This window comes from Mesorhizobium sp. M1078, from assembly GCF_040318615.1.
Classification (GTDB): Bacteria; Pseudomonadota; Alphaproteobacteria; order Rhizobiales; family Rhizobiaceae; genus Mesorhizobium.
In genome coordinates, this window is the sequence record NZ_JAMYMP010000024.1 from 59,571 (window position 1) to 79,222 (window position 19,652).

Below are 19,652 nucleotides of genomic sequence, written 5' to 3' on the forward strand. Positions count from 1 at the left end.
ATCTGGCGCAACCTATGGTATAGCTATGAACACCATCATTCACGGACTTGAGGACGGATCGGGCGTTGTAATCCTGCCGCGGGAAACGCTCGACAGCTTGGGCCTGCAAGTGGGCGATGAACTCCAGATCATCGAAACCGACGACGGCATCATCCTAAGGCCGGTGCCGTGTGACGAGGTCGAACGGCAAATGCGTGCTGCTCGCGATGTCATGGACAAGTATGAGCCCGCGTTGCGAAAGCTGGCTGTGCAAATAGGGTGAGCTGGCGTCAGGCGTCCGACAGCTTGACGATTTCCCATTCCTTGCCGTTGACGCTTGCGACGTCGCCGACCTTCTTGCCGAACAGCGCCACGGCCATTGGCGAGACGTGTGAGATGCTGCCCTTTGAGGGGTCGGCCTCGTCCTCGCCGACGATCTTCCAGTGCACTTTCTTGCCGTCATCGCTTTCCAGCGTGACACCCATGCCGAAGCGCACCTGGTCGCTGCCCGGTTCCGGCACGGAAAGCTCGGCGCTTTCGCGGCGCGCTGTCCAGTAGCGCAGGTCGCGCGAGACGACGGCAATGCGCTCGCGATCGGCTTTTCGCTCGGCTTTCGCCAAAATGTCGCGCAGATCGGCCAGATTGTCCTCGATCATCGCCAGGCCGCGCTCCGTCACCAGATTGCGGTGTTGGCTGATCGGCCGCTCGCCGATGCCGGCAATGGCGTTTTCGCTGTCTTCCTCGCGAGTAAAAGCTCTGCTCATCGGATAAACTTAGGCCCGCTTCCGTGACTGCACAAGCCACTTGCCGGACCAGGTCATTGGCCGGACTATGGCCGAGCGGAGACCTATGCGGCTGGCCCAATTCCTGCGAAGAACCATTTCATCGCAGGGATCTGTGCCGATGTTGAACAGACGAACGCTTCTCAAGGGGACCGTCGGCTTTGCGGTGCTCGGCGTTTCGCTGGATAACGCCTTGGCGAAGACGGCAGCGCTTGGCTCGATCAATGCCGCCGTGCTTGGCGTGGAGCCGGACGCACCGGACGACCAGAGCAAGGCCTTCGCCACGATGCTAGCCGAGGCAAGCCAGCGCAATGCGCCGGTGTTCCTGCCGCCGGGCACCTATGTCGTGTCCAACCTGACCCTGCCCGCCCGCGTCAGGCTTTCGGGCGTGCCGGGCGCCTCGCGCATCCTCTATGGCGGCAATGGCCATTTGCTGACGGCCGAACAGGCCGAGCATATAGAGTTCACCGCATTGGTCTTCGACGGCGCCAACGGCGGGTTGGCCGACGATGCGCAAGGCCTGCTCGACCTGCGCCGCGTCGCCCATCTCGTCATCGACAATTGCACGATCACCGGCAGCGGCAAGCATGGGCTGGCGCTGGAGCATGCGTCGGGCCGCATCGGGCGGTCCGAGATTTCGGGGCTGCGGACGCCGGCATCTACTCCGTCGAGGCCGCTGGCCTGGCGATATCCGACAACACCGTATCCGACTGTGGCAATGGCGGCATTCTTGTGCATCGCTGGCAGCAGGCCGAGGACGGCACGATCGTCAGCGGCAACCGCGTGCAGCGGATCGGCGCGCGCGGCGGCGGCACCGGGCAGAACGGCAATGGCATCAACGCCTTCCGTGCCGGCAATGTCTCGGTCCCCGGCAACATCGTCTCGGACTGCGCCTTCTCGGCGATCCGCGCCAACAGTTCCAGCAATCTGCAGATGACCGGCAACACCTGCTCGCGGTCGGGCGAAACCGCGCTCTATTCCGAATTCTCCTTCGAAGGCGCCATCATCGGCAACAACATCGTCGATGGTGCCGCTAACGGCATCTCGATCGTCAATTTCAACGACGGCGGCCGTATGGGTGTCTGCTCAAACAACATCGTGCGCAACCTCTCGACCACCGGCCCCTACCCCGCCGACGCGCCGGGCTTCGGCGTCGGTATCAGCGTCGAGGCCGACACCACCGTCTCGGGCAATGTCATCGAGAACGCGCCGCTCTACGGCATGCAGATCGGCTGGGGCGCTTATATGCGCAATGTTGTGGCGACGAGAAACATCATCCGTCAGGCCGGAACCGGCATCGCCGTCACTGTGGTAGAAGGCGCTGGAAACGCCATCATTTCCGACAACGTCATCGACGGCGCCAAGAACGGCGCCATCATCGGCCAGCGCTGGGCCGAACCGGCGACCGGCGACCTCGCGCGGTCAAGCGTAAGCGGCTATGCGCATCTGACGGTCGAGCGAAACAGGGTCAGCTGAGCGCCGTCGTCGGCCGCAGCGAGCCGACCTTGGCGCCGATGCGGCTTTCGATCGGCGGATTGGCCCGCTCCAGAAGGTTCGCCGCCAGTGCGCCGTCGGCGCTGAGAAGTTTTGCCAGCACAGTGGCAATCATCACCTCGGCGGCGCGGCCGGCGCCGTCATCACATTTTAGCGCGATGCCGAGGCCAAGCTCCGGAACGGCAGCGCAATAGACACCCTCGGCGCCCGTCTTGACGAATATGCGGCCGGGCGCGGCCTGCATCAGCGCCACATCCACTTTGCCGGTGCCGGCGACCAGGAAAGGCTCGGCCATACAGGCAGACAGCAGGCGTTTGGCCGCCTTGGCGCGCTCAGGGCCAAGGCTCCTGCCCGTCGCCATGCGGGCAAAGCCAAGGGCAAAACTTTTCAGCGGCACGGCATAGGTGGGGATCGAGCAGCCATCGGTTGCCCGGTGATCCGCATCGTGGGCAGCGCCGGTCACCGCCTGCATGGCGTCGCGCACCATCTCCTGCAAACTATGGCCTGCCTTGACGTAGCCTTGGTGGGCAATCCCTGAGTGCACGCAGGTGCAGAGAAATCCGGAATGCTTGCCCGAGCAATTGTTGTGCAGTGCGTTCGGCGAGACGCCTGTGCGGGCCAGTGCGATCGTCGCGTCGTGGCTCGACGGCCAATGCGCGCCGCATTCCAGCGCCGGCTTGTCGAGCCCGGCCTTGGCCAGCATCGCCTGCGCCAGTTCGACATGCGCGGGTTCGCCCGAATGCGAAGCGCAGGCCAGCGCCAGTTCGCGGTCGCCCAAGCCGTACGCATCGGCAGCACCCGTTTCAACCAGCGGCAGCGCCTGGATCGCCTTGACCGCCGAGCGCGGAAACACCGGCCGCGCCGTATCGCCGATCTCCAGGACAGGCTTGCCGTCACCGTCGAAGATTGCGACAGCGCCGCGATGGGCGCTCTCGACGATCGCGCCGCGCAAGACTTCGACCAGAACCGGATTTGTCATCACCACCCCGAAATATACGGGCCGCTTCTACCTGATCCGGTCGAGGATGGAAACGTAGTTGGCGACGGCAGCGCCACCCATGTTGAAGATGCCGCCAAGCTTTGCGTCCGGCACCTGGATGCCGTCTGCTTCGCCGGTCAACTGCATGGCGGTCAGCACATGCATCGACACACCGGTGGCGCCGATCGGATGGCCCTTGGCCTTCAGCCCGCCCGAAGGATTGACCGGGAGCCTGCCGTCTTTTGCCGTCGTGCCGTCCAGCGCCAGCCTGGCGCCCTCGCCCGGCTTGGCCAGGCCCATCGCCTCATATTCGATCAGTTCGGCAATGGTGAAGCAGTCATGCGTCTCGACGAAGGAGAGGTCGTCGAGCGTCACGCCGGCCTTCTTCAAAGCCTGGTTCCAGGCCTGCTCGCAGCCTTCGAAAGACAGGATGTCGCGCTTCGACATCGGCAGGAAATCCTGGACATGCTCGTTGGCGCGGAAGGCGACGGCGCGGCGCATCTTCAGCGCCGTCGAGGTGTCGGTGAGCACAAGAGCGGCGGCGCCATCGGAAACCAGGGAGCAATCGGTGCGCTTCAGCGGACCGGCGACGAAGGGGTTCTTCTCGCTTTCCTGGCGGCAGAATTCGTAACCGAAATCCTTGCGCATCTGCGCGTACGGATTGTCGACGCCGTTCTTGTGGTTCTTGGCGGCGATCATCGCCAGCGCGTCCGACTGGTCGCCATAACGCTGGAAATAGGCCTGCGCGATCTTGCCGAAGACGCCAGCGAAACCGGCCGGCGTGTCGCCCTCCTCCGGCAGATAGGAAGCCTTGAGCAGGTTCTTGCCGATCTCGGGGCCGGGGGTCGTCGTCATCTGCTCGGCACCGACCACCAGCACGATGCGGGCGGCATTGGCGTCGATGGCGCGGATGCCTTGGCGGACCGCTGCCGAACCCGTGGCGCAGGCGTTCTCGACCCGCGTCGCCGGCTTGAAGCGCAGCCGGTCATCGGCCTGCAGCACCAGGCTGGCGGTAAAATCCTGAGGGGAGAAGCCGGCGTTGAAATGGCCGAGCACGATCTCGTCGACCTCGTCCGGGCCAATGCCGGCATGGTCGAGCGCGTCGACCGCGACCTTTGTGATCAGGCCCTCGAGCGTCTCGGCTTCAAGCTTGCCGAAGCGCGAATGCGCCCAGCCGACGATGCATGCGGTCATGGCAACCTCCGTTCGCCGCAAGCCTAACATGTCATAGCGCGGCATCAGCCTCTAATATTGTTCAACAGTGAACCGTTTTCCAGTCCAAGGGATGGGCCAGAGCGACACGATCGGTTGATCCGAGCGCGAGTTTTTTATTGATTGATCCGTCAATAAAAAATAATCTCGGTTTTGATCTGGATCTCCCCAATGCCGAAAGTCGGAATGGAACCGTTGCGCCGCAAGGCGCTCATCGACGCGACGATCTCGGCGATCGGCGAGCGCGGCTCGCTTGATGTGACCATGTCGGAGATCGCCGGACGGGCGGGCGTGTCGTCGGCCCTTGCCCACCATTATTTCGGCGCCAAGGACGAACTGCTGCTGGCGACGATGCGGCACATACTGGCCGAACTGACCATCGACATGCGGCGCGCCCTGCAATCCGCCGGCTCGCCGCGCGAACGCGTCTCGGCGGTGGTCGCCGTCAACTTCTCCGACATCCAGTTCCGGCCGGAAACCATCGCGGCCTGGCTCGCCTTTTATGTCGAGGCACAGAAATCATCGGCCCTGCGCAGGCTGCTCAGGGTCTATGCGCGGCGGCTGCACTCGAACCTGATGAGCGGACTGACCGGCATACTGCCGCGCAACGAGGCCGACCGCGCGGCGGAAGCGGTCGCGGCGATGATCGACGGGCTGTACATCAGGCGCGCGCTGAAGGACGGCGTGCCGGATGCTCAAACCGCGATCGCGCTGGTCGAAGATTATCTCGAAATCAAACTCGGCGGGCGACAGACACAGTGACAGCCTCAGTGATATCAAGGCGACCCAACATCCTGATCGTCATGGTCGATCAGCTCAACGGCACGCTGTTTGCGGACGGGCCGGCGGACTTCCTGTATGCGCCGCACCTCAAGGCGCTGGCCGCGCGTGCCGCGCGCTTCCAGAACAACTACACGGCCTCGCCGCTTTGCGCGCCGGGCCGCGCCGCCTTCATGAGCGGGCAATTGCCGTCGCGCACCCAGGTCTATGACAACGCCGCCGAATTCGCTTCCTCGATCCCGACCTATGCCCACCATCTGCGCGGCGCCGGCTACTACACTTGCCTGTCGGGCAAGATGCATTTCGTCGGCCCTGACCAGTTGCACGGTTTCGAGGAGCGGCTGACCACCGACATCTATCCCGCCGATTTCGGCTGGACGCCGGATTACCGCAAGCCCGGCGAGCGCATCGACTGGTGGTATCACAATCTGGGCTCTGTCACCGGCGCCGGCGTTGCCGAGATCACCAACCAGATGGAGTATGACGACGAGGTCGCCTTCCACGCGGTGCAAAAACTTTACGATCTTGCCCGCACCTCCGAGGACGAGGCCAGCCGGCCCTGGTGCCTGACGGTTTCCTTCACCCACCCGCACGACCCCTATGTCGCACGGCGGCAATATTGGGATCTCTATGAAGACTGTCCGGCGCTTGAGCCGGAGGTGGGATTCATCCCCTATGCCCATCAGGACCCGCATTCGCAACGGCTTTACCGGGCCAGCGACTACGACAGTTTCAACATCACGCCGGAGCAGATCCGCCGCTCGCGGCGCGGCTACTACGCCAACATCTCCTATCTCGACGACAAGGTCGGCGAGTTGATGTCAGTGCTGGAGCGAACGCGCATGCTGGACGACACCATCATCCTGTTCTGCTCCGACCATGGCGACATGCTTGGCGAGCGCGGCCTGTGGTTCAAGATGAATTTTTTCGAGGGCTCGGCGCGAGTACCTTTGATGATCGCCGGCAAAGGCATTCCTGCAGGGCTGATCGAGGCGCCGGTCTCCAACCTCGACGTGACGCCGACGCTGTGCGATCTCGCCGGCATCGACATCTCCGCGATCGCACCGTGGACCGATGGCCAGTCGCTGCTGCCGTTGCTTGATGGCGGACAGCGCACCGCGCCGGTGCTGATGGAATATGCCGCCGAGGGCTCCAACGCGCCGTTGGTGGCGATCCGCGACGGCCGCTACAAATTCATCCATTGCGAGATCGACCCGCCGCTTCTGTTCGATCTCGAAGCCGATCCGCAAGAACGCACCAATCTTGCCACCGATCCGGCGCATGCCGATCTGGTGGCGGCCTTCACGGGAGCCGTGCGAGCGCGCTGGGACATGGCGGCATTCGATGCCGCGGTGCGCGTCAGCCAGGCGCGGCGCTGGGTGGTTTATCCCGCGCTGCGCAACGGCACGCATTACCCCTGGGAGTTCCAGCCACTGCAGAAGGCGTCGGAACGCTACATGCGCAACCACATGAACCTCGACAATCTCGAGGAACAGAAACGCTTTCCGCGAGGCGAATGATGACAATTGTCCCCTCCCTCGAGCACCTCAGACAGGCCTATGCCGTGACGTCGAAGGCGACGCAGATCACGCCTTTGCTGGAATCGACAGCCTTGGCCAAGGAGACGGGTGCGGCCCGCGTCTTCATCAAACCGGAATCGCTGCAATGGGCGGGATCGTTCAAGGTGCGCGGCGCCTATTGGCGGTTGAAGCGGCTGTCGCCGGATGAGGCCATAAAAGGCGTCGTCGCCTACTCCTCCGGCAATTTCGCGCAAGGGTTGGCAGCCGCCGGCCAGGCGCTCGGCATTCCCGTCACCATCGTCATGCCGCTCGACGCGCCGGCCGCCAAGCGCGATGCGACCGCAGGCTATGGCGCGCGCGTCGTGCTGACCGATCATGGCGAGCGCGCCCGTGAAGAGGTCGCAGCCGCCAAGGCCCGCGAGATTGCCGAGACCGAAGGGCTGGCGTTGCTGCATCCATTCGACGATCCGGAGATCGTTGCCGGCCAGGCCGGCGCCGGGCTCGAAGCGCTCGAACAACTCGAGGCAAAGGACGCCAGTGCCGACCTTCTGTTCTGCTCGGTCGGCGGCGGCGGACTGATCGGCGGCATGTCGCTCGCCTTCCACTATCTGTCGCCGGCAACCGAGATCATCGGCGTCGAGCCGGAAGGCTTCAACGGCATGGGTGCATCGCTAGCGCATGGCGCCATCGAGACCATGCCGATCGCGCCGAAATCGATTTGCGACGGGCTGATGTCGCGGCGGCCGGGCGACGCGCCGTTCGCGGCGGTCAGGACCGCCGGCGTGCGCGGCATCACCGTCGACGACCAGTCGGTTAGGCAAGCGATGAAGATCGCCTTCGAGCGGATGAAGCTGGTGCTCGAGCCGTCAGGCGCCGCCTCTCTGGCGGCGCTGCTCGGCGGCAAGGTGGATGTGACGGGTAAAACGGTCCTGGTCATGGCTACCGGCGGCAATGTCTCGCTCGCCGATTTTATTTCGCATATGAACGATGGGCGCATGTGAACCATGCTTGAAGCAGACTTCGTCATCATCGGCTCCGGCTCGGCCGGCTCGGCCATGGCCTACCGGCTGTCGGAAGACGGCAAGCATTCGGTGATCGTCATCGAGTTCGGCGGCACCGATATCGGGCCGCTGATCCAGATGCCGTCGGCGCTGTCGATCCCGCTCAACATGAGCCTTTACGACTGGGGCTTTGCCAGCGAACCAGAGCCGCATCTCGGCGGCCGCGTGCTGGCGACGCCACGCGGCAAGGTGATCGGCGGCTCGTCCTCGATCAACGGCATGGTATATGTCAGGGGCCACGCACGCGACTTCGACCACTGGGCCGAACAGGGGGCGGCCGGCTGGGGCTTCGCCGACGTGCTGCCCTATTTCAAGCGCATGGAGGACAGTGGCGGGGGCGAGGACGGCTGGCGCGGCCACGGCGGCCCGCTGCACGTCCAGCGTGGCCCGCGCAAGAATCCGCTCTACGGCGCCTTTGTCGAGGCCGGCCGCCAAGCCGGGTTCGAACTGACCGACGACTACAATGGCTCGAAGCAGGAAGGCTTCGGACCGATGGAGCAAACCATACGCGGCGGCCGCCGCTGGTCGGCGGCGTCAGCCTATCTGAAGCCGGCGCTCAAGCGGCAAAATGTCAGCGTGATCAGAGGCTTCGCCCGCCGGGTGATCATCGAGAATCAGCGTGCCGTCGGAGTCGAGATGGAAGCTCACAAACAGATTCAGGTCGTTAAGGCACGACGTGAGGTGATCGTCGCCGCATCGTCGATCAATTCGCCCAAGATCCTGATGCTATCCGGTATCGGCCCGGCCGCGCATCTCACGGAGAACGGCATCCAGGTCGTGGCCGACCGGCCCGGTGTCGGCCGCAATCTGCAGGATCATATGGAGCTCTACATCCAGCAGGAATCGACCCAGCCGATCACGCTGAATTCGGTTCTCAACCCATTCTCCAAGACGCTGATCGGGGCGCAGTGGCTGTTCTTCAAGACCGGCCTCGGCGCCACCAACCATTTCGAGGCCGCGGCCTTCGTACGCTCGCAGGCCGGTGTCGACTACCCCGATATCCAGTACCACTTCATCCCGGCGGCGGTGCGCTATGACGGCAAGGCGGCGGCGAAGGCGCATGGCTTCCAGGCGCATGTCGGGCCGATGCGGTCGAAGTCGCGCGGTTCGGTGACGCTGCGCTCGCCCGACCCGAAAGCGACGCCGGTCATCCGCTTCAACTACATGTCGCATCCAGACGACTGGACCGAGTTCCGCCACTGCATCCGGCTGACCCGCGAGATCTTCGGCCAGAAGGCTTTTGACGGCTTTCGCGGCAAGGAAATCTCGCCGGGTTCGCACGTCCAGTCGGACGAGGATCTCGACGCCTTCATCCGCGATCATGCCGAGAGTGCCTACCACCCGTGCGGCACCTGCAAGATGGGCCGCGCCGACGACATCATGAGCGTGGTCGATCCGGAGTGCCGGGTAATCGGCGTCGACGGCCTGCGCGTCGCCGACTCCTCGATCTTCCCGCGGGTGACCAACGGCAACCTCAACGCGCCGTCGATCATGACCGGCGAGAAGGCCTCCGACCACATTCTCGGCCGCACGCCACTGGCGCCGTCCAACCAGGAACCCTGGATCAATCCGCGCTGGCAGGTGGCGGATCGATAGGGCATTGTCCGGCGGACTGCTCCGCAATAGCGAATACATCTGGAGAACAGCATGCGCGCCCAGCCAACGGCATCGCACTATGTCAACGGCCGCTACATCGAGGACGAAGGCGGCGCGCCGCTGCCGGTGATCTATCCGGCGACCGGTGAGGTCATCGCCACTTTGCATTCGGCGACTCCGAACGTGCTGGAGCTCGCCATCGAAGCCGCGCGGGCCGCACAACCGGCCTGGGCGCGGATGAAGCCGGTCGAGCGTGGCCGCATCCTGCGCCGCGCCGCCGACATTTTGCGCGCGCGCAACGCCGATCTGGCGCGGATCGAGACGCTCAACACCGGCAAAGCGATCCAGGAGACGCTGGTGGCGGATGCACTATCGGCCGCCGACTGCCTCGAATATTTCGGCGGCGCGGTTGCCGCCTTCAACGGCGATGCGATCGATCTTGGTGGACCTTTTGCCTATACGCGCCGCGAGGCGCTCGGTGTGTGCGTCGGCATCGGCGCCTGGAACTATCCGATCCAGATCGCCGGCTGGAAATCCGCCCCCGCGCTCGCCATGGGCAACGCCATGGTGTTCAAGCCCTCGGAGAACACGCCGCTGTCGGCGCTGGCGCTGGCCGAGATCTACTCAGAGGCGGGCCTGCCCGACGGGCTGTTCAACGTCGTGCAAGGCTATGGCGATGTCGGCGCCGGCCTGGTCGGCCATGATGTCGTTGCCAAGGTTTCGGTGACCGGCTCGGTGCCGACCGGCCGCAAGGTGCTGTCGCTCGCCGGCTCGAAGATGAAGCATGCGACGATGGAACTCGGCGGCAAGTCGCCGCTGATCGTGTTCGACGATGCCGATCTCGAAAACGCCATCGGCGGCGCCATGCTCGGCAATTTCTATTCGACCGGGCAGATCTGCTCCAACGGCACGCGTGTTTTCGTACAAAGCGGCATCCATGACCGCTTCGTCGACCGGCTTGTCGAGCGGACGAAAAAGATCCGCATCGGCGATCCGCTCGATCCTGAGACGCAGATGGGGCCGCTGGTCAACAAGGCGCAGCAGGAGAAGGTCGTTTCCTACATCGCGGCCGGCAGGCAGGATGGAGCAACGCTCGCCTGCGGTGGCAACGTGCCGTCGCTGCAAGGGTTCGATGGCGGCTTCTTTGTCGAGCCGACGGTGTTCACCGGTGTCACCGACACAATGCGCATTGCGCGCGAGGAGATTTTCGGGCCGGTGATGAGCGTGCTGAAGTTCGACGGCGAGGACGAGGTGATCGACCGCGCCAACGACACCAAATTCGGCCTCGCCGCCGGCGTCTTCACCCGCGACCTGCAGCGCGCTCATAGGGTGATCGCCGAACTGCAGGCCGGCACCTGCTGGATCAACGCCTACAATCTGACGCCAGTGGAAATTCCGTTTGGCGGGGTGAAGCAATCCGGCATCGGGCGCGAGAACTCGCTGGCGGCTTTAGCGCTCTATTCGCAGCTGAAGGCGGTGTATGTCGAGACCGGGGACGTGGCGAGCCCGTATTGAGGGTTGAAAGCGAAGTGACAGCTGATCTCCCCCCTTGCGGGGGAGATGGCCGGCAGGCCAGAGGGGGGTGTGACGGATCGCCACCTTTGGTCTGATCTTCGAGTAGCTGAGACGTCGGCGGGACAGCACCCCCCTCTGCCTTGCCAGGCATCTCCCCCGCAAGGGGGGAGATTGGCAGCTCCAACGCCTCACCCCTTCTGCGCCGTGCCGTCCAGATACTGCGTCAGCGCGCAGACCAGATGATAGAAGATGCTGGCCGGCACGTCCGATGCCAAGGAGCGGCCGCGTTCGTCGATGCGGTCAATCCACAGGCCGAGCGGGGCCGGATCGATGTGCCAGCGGAACAGGCGGCCGACGCGCGCCTCGATTTCCGGCTTGAGGTCGGGACCACCCGAGCCATCCAGCGCAATCGCCGCCTTGATCGCTTCGGCCTGTGGCCAGCTCCGCGACACAAGGTCGAGCGGCAGGCCCTGTCTGGAGACCGCGCCGTAGGCAAGGCCGGTGGCGCGGTTGAGGCCGTTGGCGATGGCCGAGGCGTAGAGCTTGCGGGCAAAATTGCTCAACTCGCCCTGGCCGCTGCGGGCGACGAAATCGGTGAGCAGCGAGGCCCATTCGAAATGATGACCGGGCTCGGTCCATGTGCCCTTCTCGCCGGCGGCCGGCTTCCACCCGGCGTCGAAATATTCGCCCAGCGTCCAGCTCTCGGCATCGAAGAAATGACTGCGGAAAAGGTCGATGATGCGCGCGGCGCGGCGCAGATAGGTGCGGTCGCCGGTCGCCTCATACCAGGCGAGGAAGGCCTCGAGCAGATGCATATGCGGGTTGGAGCGCCGCTCGCCCTCCCCGTCCGACGTCTCGAGGAAACCGGTCATGCGGCTGTCCTCGAGATGCGCGTCGAGGAACACGAAGGTCTCCTGGCCCAGCCGCAGCGCATCCGGATTGCCGCACATATGCGCATGCGCCAGCGCCAGCAGCACGCAGGAATGGTCGTAGGCATCCTCGGTTGGGTCGGCGACGGAGCCGTCGACATTGAGCGTGCGCACCCAGCCGCCCCGGTCCGTGCGGCCCTTGCCGGCCATGAAGGCGATGCCATGGGAGATCAGGCGATCGGCTGGACCGTCCCAGCCGCGGGCCTTGGCAACGGCGAAGGCGTAGACTTGCCTCGCCGTCGTGCGCATGCGCTTGGGCTTCAACAGCGCCTCGCCGTCGAAGCCGAGCGCCTCGTGGAAGCCGCCATGACGCTCATCGACGCCTGAAGTCGACCACAGCGGCAAGGTCTCCTCGAACAGCCAGTGATGCACGCGCCGACGCCAGGCGCCGCTCTCGATGACGCGGTCGTGTGCCGGCGTGAACCTGGTTTCCAGCCGGCCCGACTTTTCCAGCTGCTCGACGATTTTCTTGACGTGCTGGCTGTGGCTGACCGGGGCGACGAAGGTGGCGTCCGCCGTCGAGACGATGGCGACATCCTTCATACCGATTGCCGACAAAAGCCGGCCGTCGCTTCTGATGTAGGAGTTTTCGCAATCGATGGCGACGACATCGCCGACGACGACATTGCCCTTGGCGTCGGCAGGGCCGACATCGAGCAGCGACTGCCAGGAGCCGAGGTCGTTCCAGCGGAAGCCGGCCGGCACCATGGCGATGTCCTTGGCCCGTTCCATGATGGCGTAGTCGATCGAGTTCGACGGGATGGCGGCATAGAGGTCGAGCGGCATATAAAGGCCAGACAGATCCGAAGTCGCTGCCTTGTAGGCCGCTTCGGTGGCCTGCCAGATGTCGGGCTGGAAGGCCGCAAATGCGTCGCGCATGGCGCCGGCGCGAAATAGGAAAATGCCGGTGTTCCAGTAGAAGGTGCCCGCACTGAGATAGCTCTGCGCAGTGGCGAGGTCGGGCTTTTCGACGAAGCGCGACACGTCGAAGACGCCGCCGCTTTCGGCTGCGACTTCGATATACCCATAGCCGGTCTCGGGCTGCGTCGGCTTGATGCCGAACACCACCAGACGGCCGGCAAGCGCTGCCTGGCTGCCCGCCTCGACGCTCTGCCAGAACTGCTTGGGCGTGGCGATTTCGTGGTCTGACGGCACCACCAGCACCAGGCTGTCGCCGAACTCCGACAATGTGCGCAGCGCGGCCAGCGCCACGGCGGCAGCCGTGTTGCGCCCGGTCGGCTCGAACAGCGGGCCACCGCCGGCGAGGTCGAGGCCGGCAAGGTCGGCATGCACGCGCTCGGCATGGCGCTCGGCGGCGATCAGGAAGATCGGCGTTTCGCCCTCCGGCCGCGCCGTCAGCCGGCGCAGTGTCTTGGCCAGCATCGAGCCGTCGCCGGAAAGATCGTGGAACTGTTTCGGGTTGTCCTCGCGCGACAGCGGCCACAGCCGCGAACCGACACCGCCGCTCATGACAAAACTGACGATGCGCTCGGTCATGAAAGGTCCAATCAGAACGTCTGGTTGTAAGCGCCGACTTCGGGGCTGCGGCGCAGCACGGCGTCGACCGCCTCGAACATCTGCCGGCGGCGGTCGGACGATACCGGGCTTTCGACAACCACGACAAGCTCCGGCTTGTTCGACGACGCCCGTACCAAGCCCCAGGTGCCATCTTCGGCCACGATGCGCACGCCGTTGACGGTGATCAGCTCGGCGATCTTCTGGCCGGCAAAAGCCTTGCCGGCGCGCTGCATCGCCTGGAAGTCCGCCACCACCCGATCGGCCACGCCGTATTTCACATCGTCGGCGCAATGCGGGGACATGGTCGGCGTGCCGAAGGTCAGCGGCAGCGCGCGATAGAGATCGGCCATCGAATTTCTGGGGTTGCGGTCGAGCATCTCACAAATGGCTATTGCCGTGACGAGACCGTCATCATAGCCGCGGCCGATCGGCGGGTTGAAGAAGAAATGACCAGATTTTTCGAAGCCTGCGACGGCGCCAAGCTCGGCAACGCGGCGCTTGATGTAGGAGTGGCCGGTCTTCCAGTAGTCGGTGACCGCGCCATTGGCTTTGAGCACGCTGTCGGTGTTGAACAGGCCGGTCGATTTGACATCGACGACGAAGGTCGAGCCGGGATGCTGGCTGGAGATATCGCGCGCGAGCATGACGCCGACCTTGTCGGCGAAGATCTCGTTGCCCTCATTGTCGACCACGCCGCAACGGTCGCCGTCGCCGTCGAAGCCCAGCCCGACATCGGCGCCGGTCTCCAGCACCTTGTCGCGGATGGCATGCAGCATCTGCATGTCTTCCGGGTTCGGGTTATAGCGCGGAAAACTGTGGTCGAGCTCGACATCGAGCGGGATCACCTCGCAGCCGATGCGCTCCAGCGCCTGCGGCGCGAAGGCGCCGGCGGTGCCGTTGCCGCAAGCCGCCACAACCCTGATCTTGCGCGCGATGCGCTTGTCCTGAGTCAGGTCGTCGAGATAGGTCTCGCGAAAACCGGCGACGAAATCGTAGCAGCCGCCGCCGGCGAGATCGAAGTCGCTCGACAGCACGATCTGTTTCAGTGCGCTCATCTCCTCTGGTCCGAAGGTCAGCGGCCTCGCCGCACCCATCTTGACTCCGGTCCAGCCATTATCGTTGTGCGATGCCGTGACCATGGCGACGGATGCCGCGTCGAGCGCGAACTGGGCGAAATAGGCCATGGGCGACAGCGCCAGGCCAATGTCTTTCACCTTTGCGCCCGCAGCCATCAGGCCGGAAACCAGCGCCAGCTTGATGGCAAGCGAATAGGAACGGAAATCATGCCCGGTGACGATGTCGGGACCCGCGCCAAGACGGCGGATCAAGGTGCCCAGGCCCATGCCCAACGCTTGGACGCCGATCAGGTTCAGGTCCGGCGGTTGCGTCGAACCGGCATGGCCAAACCACCAGCGCGCGTCGTATTCGCGAAAGCCGGACGCCTTGATCAGCGCTTCGGTTTCGAATTCGAAGCTGTTGGGCCGGGCGTCGCCTACGATTTTCAGGGGCAAGGCAGCAAAGCTCCAGATGGCGAAAACACGATCTATCGAGGCTGCGACTTAGCACACAAGGCTTTAAGCCGGGTTTATCCCGGGAGGAAAGCCAAGCTTTGCGGCAATGCCCAACGAAAGCCAACGAAATGCGACAGAAGCGCTGCCATTGCCGCTTGCAGGAACGGTATGCGGCAGCTATAAGCCCGCGGTCTGGTCACGGAGTGTAGCGCAGCCTGGTAGCGCACCTCGTTCGGGACGAGGGGGTCGCAGGTTCAAATCCTGCCACTCCGACCAGAAAAAACAGACACTTAGGTGTTTGTTCTCCCGACCCACAAGATAGCTTGATGCAAACCGGCCGCGTCGGCGTCGCTGTCAGCATGGTGTTTTGACGCGACAACCATCCGCGCTAACTCGATAATAGGAATGCCGCCGAGACAGCGGCCCGGAACGAGGTTTGCGGAAGATGAATTTGTTTATTTCAAGCGCAGGCCGGCTGTCAGCGATGCTTGTTCTTTTCCTGATGGCAGGCTGCTCATCGCTGGGCAGCGCGGTCAACCCGGCGAAATACGACCGCATGACATGCGCCGAGCTCAACAATGCGGTGGGCGATACCGCGCGCGAAATCTCGCAGACCGCCATCACCCGCGGCAAGGTCACCAACACCAGCGTGCCGAACTGGCTGCTCGGCGGGGCACGCGTCAAGAGCGCCGTCGCCAACCGCGAGACGGCCAGGATCGAACGGCTGAAAGAGCGCGAGGCGGCCATTGTCGCCACGAGGACCAGCCGATGCCCCAGGTCAGCGGGCTGAGCGATTCGGCCCTGCCCTGTTGATTAACCTCACGCGACTATCTCAAGCACTCAACCGGAACCGGGTCACATCGATTGCCGCAGCCATCAGCGTCTGCGTGTAGGCCGCCTTCGGGTTGCTGAAGATCTCTTCCGTCGGCCCTTCCTCGACGATCTTGCCCTGCCTCATGACGATGATGTAGTCGGCCATGGCGCGCACCACGGAGAGATCGTGGCTGATGAAGAGGTAGGACAGTTCGTGGTCGGCCTGCAGCTTGCGCAGCAATTCGACGATCTGCTTCTGCACCGAGCGGTCGAGCGCCGAAGTCGGCTCGTCCAGCACCACCAGTTTAGGCTTCAGGATCACGGCACGCGCGATGGCGATGCGCTGGCGCTGGCCGCCGGAGAATTCGTGCGGGTAGCGGTTGCGTGCGTTGGGATCGAGTCCGACCTCGAGCAAAGCCTCGACGGCGCGCTGATCGCGTTGCTTGCCTGACAGGTTCGGCTCATGCACCAGAAGCCCTTCGGTGATGATCTGGCCGACGGTCATGCGCGGCGACAGCGAGCCGAACGGATCCTGGAAGACGAGTTGCATCTCCCGCCGCAGCGGCCGCATCGCCTGGCGGTCGGCGGTGGAGATGTCGCGGTCGCCGAAGCGGATGACACCGTCGCTGGGCAACAGGCGCAGAAGTGCGCGGCCGAGCGTCGATTTTCCCGAACCGGATTCGCCGACTATACCGATGGTCTGGTTGCGCTTCAGCCGGATCGAAATGTGATCGACGGCGCGTAGCAGCAGCGGTTCGCCGGCAAGGAAGCCGCCGCCGATCTTGAAGGTCACTTCGACATTGCGGCCCTCCAGCAGCACAGGAGCGCTGGGCGGCGGCGCCGCCTTGGTGCCGGTCGGTTCGGCGGCCAGCAGCATTTTGGTATAGGCATGCTGCGGGTTGGCGAAAAGTGCTTCCGCCTCGCCTTCCTCGACCACCTCGCCATAGCGCATGACATAGACGCGGTCGGCAAAGCGCCGGACGATGCCGAGATCGTGGGTGATAAAGACGATGGCCATGCCGAGCTTGCGCTGCAGTTCGGCGAGCAGCACCAGGATCTGCGCCTGGATGGTGACGTCGAGCGCCGTCGTCGGCTCGTCGGCGATCAGGATGTCGGGGTCGTTGGCCAATGCCATGGCGATCATGACGCGCTGGCGCTGGCCACCCGACATTTCGTGCGGATAGGATTTCATCCGCCGCTCGGGATCGGGGATATGCACCAGCCTGAGCAACTTGAGCGCCTCGTTCCGTGCCTCGGCTGCGTTCAGCCCGCGGTGCTTGCGGATCGGTTCGATAAGCTGGTTGCCGATCGAATAGAGCGGATCGAGCGAGGTCATCGGCTCCTGGAAGATCATGCTGATCTTGGCGCCGCGCACCTTGTTGAGGTCGGGCTTGCTCATGGTCAAAAGGTTGCGGCCGCGATAATCGACGTGACCCGTCGCCTCGCCGTTGGACGCCAGCAGGCTCATCGCCGCCATCATGGTCTGGCTCTTGCCGGATCCGGATTCGCCGACCACGGCAACGGTTTCACCTGCCTTGACGTGGATGTTGATGCCCTTGACCGCTTCGACCGCGCCGTCGAGCGTGCGGAAGCGGACGCGAAGGTCCTTGACGCTGAGGATCGTTTCGGGCGTTTCCATCGCAACGGTCCCCATCTTATCGGTCCCCATCTTTATCGGTCCCATCTTCATCGGTCTCTCGGATCGAGCGCGTCGCGCAGGCCGTCGCCGACGAAGTTCAGTGCAAACAGCGTCGACACGAGGAAGAAGGCGGGGAACAAAAGCAGCCAGTTGGCGGTGCCGATGTTCTTGGCGCCGACGGAGATGAGCACGCCCCAGCTGGTCATCGGTTCCTGCACGCCAAGGCCGAGGAAGGACAGGAAACTTTCCAGGATGATGACCTGCGGCACCAGCAGCGTCATGTAGATCACCACTGGTCCGAGCAGATTGGGGATGACATGGCGCAGCAGGATGCCGCGCTGGCCGACGCCCATGGCTTCGGCCGCCTGGACATACTCCTGCCGCCGGATCGACAGCGCCTGGCCGCGCACGATGCGCGCCATGTCGAGCCACAGCACCGCCCCGACCGCCAGGAACATCAGCACGAAATTGCGGCCGAAGAACACCACCAGCATGATGACAAAGAAAATGAAGGGCAAGGAATAGAGCACGTCGACGATGCGCATCATCACCTCGTCGATCTTGCCGCCGGAAAAGCCGGCCGCCGCCCCGTAGAGGACGCCGATGACCACGGCGACAATGCCGGCAAGCAGGCCGATGGCCAGCGAGATGCGCCCTGCCATCAGCGTTCGCGAGAGAAGATCGCGACCGGTGTTGTCGGTGCCGAACAGGAAGTACTGCTGTTTGACCGACGCAGTCATAGTCAATTCGAGCCCGTCGGCCGATTTGCTCTCTATCTTGGTATCGTCGAAGGCATCGGAGCGGTCAAGATAGCGGATGTTGCGGTCGTCGATCGGTTTGGTCGAGGTGACGGTGACGGTGACGCGACTGCCGTCCAGTTTCCACTCCTTGATGTCGACGCGCATGCGCTTGATGGCATCCTTGAGCGCCGTCTCGATCATGTCGGGCTTCGGATAGGCTGAAAAGCTTGGCGGCGTGCGCACATAGTCGGCATAGATGGTGGTGTACTGATGCGGCACGAACCAGGGGCCGAAGATGCTGATGACGCCAATGAAGGCCAGGTAATAGAGGCTGAACATGGCGGCGCGGTTGGCTTTGAGGCGCGCCCATGCGTCGCCCCAGAGCGAGCGGCCGACGACGGCCGGCGGAGCGGCGGCGGCTGTGATGTCAGTCATAGCGCACCCTCAGTCATAGCGTACCCTCGGGTCGACGACCGCGTACATGACGTCGACGATCAGGTTGAAGACGATGGTGAAGAGCGCGATCACCACCACGGTCCCCATCACCAGCGTGTAGTCGCGGTTGAGCGCGGCATCGACGAAATAACGGCCGACACCGGGAATGGAGAAGATGGTCTCGACGATGACCGAACCGGTGAGCAGCGCCGCGGCTGCGGGGCCGGTGAAGGAAACGATCGGCAGGATGGCGCCGCGCAGCGCGTGCTTGACCACCACCGACCAGTCGGAGAGGCCGAGCGCACGCGCCGTTCGGATATGATGCGAACGCAAGCTCTCGATCATCGACCCGCGCATCAGGCGGGCAACGATGGCGATCTGCGGCAAGGCCAGCGTCAGCACCGGGCCGATCTTGTTGATCAATGCGCCATCACCCCAGCCGCCGATCGGCAACAGCTTCCAGGTCAATCCGAACACCAGCTGAATCACAGGAGCGATGACGAAGGTGGGGATAGTGCTGCCGGCGGTCGCCAGCGCAATCACCGTATAGTCGCCAAGCTTGTTCTGGTTGAGCGCGGCGATGGTGCCGAGCACCGAACCAAGCAGCAGCGCCAGGATCAGCGCCGAGGTGCCGAGCTGGACCGATATCGGCAGCCCCTTGGCAAACAGTTCGGTGACGGTGAAGTCAGGCAAATTGTAGCTCGGCCCGAAATTGCCGCGCAGAAGATTGCCGAGATAGTGGGCATATTGCAGCCAGAGCGGATCGTCGAGGCCGAACTGTGCTTCCAGATTGGCCCTGATCTCGGGACTGAGGCCCCGCTCCTGATTGAAGGGGCCGCCCGGTGCGACGCGTATCAGGAAGAACGCCATGGTCACGATGACGAATAGCGTCGGAATGGCGGTCAGAAGCCGCCGTAAGATGTATCGCAGCATCGGCGCCCCGCTTCGGCCAGAGCGACATACGTCCATGCGGACGCATTGCCACGCTCCGGCGCCAAATCTTCGCACCGGGCTTGCCGAAAATCGACCACGACTTTCGGACCGGTGCGATGACCGACCAGTCCGGGGGGGGGGCCGGGGGGGGCGGGGGGGGCGGGGGCGAGGGGGATTAGTGGTGGGGGTGGCGGGGGGCGCGGGGGGGGGGGGTGG

General features: G+C 64.1%; 15 protein-coding genes, 1 tRNA gene and 1 pseudogene. 9 read left to right on the plus strand and 8 right to left on the minus strand.

What is annotated here, in order from left to right; translation table 11 throughout:
* The first annotated feature begins 25 nt into the window (after positions 1 to 25).
* Positions 26 to 262, plus strand: a complete 237-nt coding sequence (locus NKH38_RS24610) for an AbrB/MazE/SpoVT family DNA-binding domain-containing protein (protein ID WP_352763920.1) — start codon at positions 26 to 28, stop codon at positions 260 to 262.
* A gap of 7 nt (positions 263 to 269) precedes the next feature.
* On the opposite strand, the gene greA is transcribed toward NKH38_RS24610, so the two are convergent.
* Complete coding sequence (gene greA, locus NKH38_RS24615) at positions 270 to 743, minus strand: transcription elongation factor GreA (protein WP_023670749.1); 474 nt, start codon at positions 741 to 743, stop codon at positions 270 to 272.
* A gap of 139 nt (positions 744 to 882) precedes the next feature.
* On the opposite strand from greA, the pseudogene NKH38_RS24620 reads away from it, so the two are divergent.
* Positions 883 to 2,237: pseudogene (locus tag NKH38_RS24620) on the plus strand (TIGR03808 family TAT-translocated repetitive protein).
* On the opposite strand, the gene NKH38_RS24625 reads toward NKH38_RS24620, so the two are convergent.
* Both NKH38_RS24625 and NKH38_RS24630 read right to left on the minus strand, forming a co-directional pair.
* Positions 2,230 to 3,234 (minus strand): asparaginase, encoded by a 1,005-nt coding sequence (locus tag NKH38_RS24625; protein ID WP_352763916.1) that lies wholly within the window; start codon positions 3,232 to 3,234, stop codon positions 2,230 to 2,232. The pseudogene NKH38_RS24620 and the gene NKH38_RS24625 overlap by 8 nt on opposite strands.
* Before the next feature lie 27 nt (positions 3,235 to 3,261).
* Entirely contained in the window at positions 3,262 to 4,428 is a 1,167-nt protein-coding gene (locus NKH38_RS24630; RefSeq protein ID WP_352763913.1) for an acetyl-CoA acetyltransferase, read from the minus strand.
* A gap of 189 nt (positions 4,429 to 4,617) precedes the next feature.
* On the opposite strand from NKH38_RS24630, the gene betI reads away from it, so the two are divergent.
* From betI to betB, 5 genes are read left to right on the plus strand one after another with little or no spacing between them, the layout of a single operon-like run.
* Positions 4,618 to 5,208: a choline-binding transcriptional repressor BetI gene (gene betI / locus NKH38_RS24635; RefSeq protein WP_023742680.1), complete on the plus strand. Its 591-nt coding sequence runs from the start codon at positions 4,618 to 4,620 to the stop codon at positions 5,206 to 5,208.
* An 8-nt stretch (positions 5,209 to 5,216) separates the two neighbouring features.
* Positions 5,217 to 6,746: a choline-sulfatase gene (betC, locus tag NKH38_RS24640; RefSeq protein ID WP_023731005.1), complete on the plus strand. Its 1,530-nt coding sequence runs from the start codon at positions 5,217 to 5,219 to the stop codon at positions 6,744 to 6,746.
* A complete protein-coding gene (locus NKH38_RS24645; RefSeq protein ID WP_352763909.1) occupies positions 6,743 to 7,747 on the plus strand; it encodes a threonine/serine dehydratase family protein in 1,005 nt (334 codons plus the stop codon). Before betC ends, NKH38_RS24645 begins: the two co-directional genes overlap by 4 nt.
* 3 nt (positions 7,748 to 7,750) lie before the next feature.
* The gene (betA, locus tag NKH38_RS24650) at positions 7,751 to 9,403 is read left to right on the plus strand and encodes a choline dehydrogenase (protein ID WP_352763906.1); all 1,653 of its coding nucleotides are present in this window, start codon (positions 7,751 to 7,753) and stop codon (positions 9,401 to 9,403) included.
* 51 nt (positions 9,404 to 9,454) lie between these two features.
* Positions 9,455 to 10,918, plus strand: a complete 1,464-nt coding sequence (gene betB, locus NKH38_RS24655) for a betaine-aldehyde dehydrogenase (protein WP_023731003.1) — start codon at positions 9,455 to 9,457, stop codon at positions 10,916 to 10,918.
* 188 nt (positions 10,919 to 11,106) lie between these two features.
* Here the strand turns inward: betB and NKH38_RS24660 are convergent, their stop codons facing one another.
* Positions 11,107 to 13,344, minus strand: a complete 2,238-nt coding sequence (locus NKH38_RS24660; protein WP_352763902.1) for a mannose-1-phosphate guanylyltransferase/mannose-6-phosphate isomerase — start codon at positions 13,342 to 13,344, stop codon at positions 11,107 to 11,109.
* A gap of 11 nt (positions 13,345 to 13,355) precedes the next feature.
* Positions 13,356 to 14,876: a phosphomannomutase/phosphoglucomutase gene (locus tag NKH38_RS24665; protein ID WP_352763900.1), complete on the minus strand. Its 1,521-nt coding sequence runs from the start codon at positions 14,874 to 14,876 to the stop codon at positions 13,356 to 13,358.
* A 199-nt stretch (positions 14,877 to 15,075) separates the two neighbouring features.
* On the opposite strand from NKH38_RS24665, the gene NKH38_RS24670 reads away from it, so the two are divergent.
* Positions 15,076 to 15,152 (plus strand) — tRNA-Pro (locus NKH38_RS24670).
* Between the two features lie 208 nt (positions 15,153 to 15,360).
* Complete coding sequence (locus tag NKH38_RS24675) at positions 15,361 to 15,666, plus strand: hypothetical protein (RefSeq protein ID WP_245262528.1); 306 nt, start codon at positions 15,361 to 15,363, stop codon at positions 15,664 to 15,666.
* 42 nt (positions 15,667 to 15,708) lie between these two features.
* On the opposite strand, the gene NKH38_RS24680 is transcribed toward NKH38_RS24675, so the two are convergent.
* The 3 genes from NKH38_RS24680 to NKH38_RS24690 are packed head-to-tail and all read right to left on the minus strand — an operon-like array spanning position 15,709 to position 19,436.
* Positions 15,709 to 17,328: an ABC transporter ATP-binding protein gene (locus tag NKH38_RS24680; RefSeq protein WP_023687204.1), complete on the minus strand. Its 1,620-nt coding sequence runs from the start codon at positions 17,326 to 17,328 to the stop codon at positions 15,709 to 15,711.
* 47 nt (positions 17,329 to 17,375) lie between these two features.
* The gene (locus NKH38_RS24685) at positions 17,376 to 18,503 is read right to left on the minus strand and encodes an ABC transporter permease (RefSeq protein ID WP_023670736.1); all 1,128 of its coding nucleotides are present in this window, start codon (positions 18,501 to 18,503) and stop codon (positions 17,376 to 17,378) included.
* Positions 18,504 to 18,512: 9 nt separating this feature from the next.
* Positions 18,513 to 19,436 carry an ABC transporter permease subunit gene (locus NKH38_RS24690; protein WP_023684574.1) on the minus strand — a complete coding sequence of 308 codons (924 nt, stop codon included), beginning with the start codon at positions 19,434 to 19,436 and terminating at the stop codon, positions 18,513 to 18,515.
* Between the last annotated feature and the right edge of the window lie 216 nt (positions 19,437 to 19,652).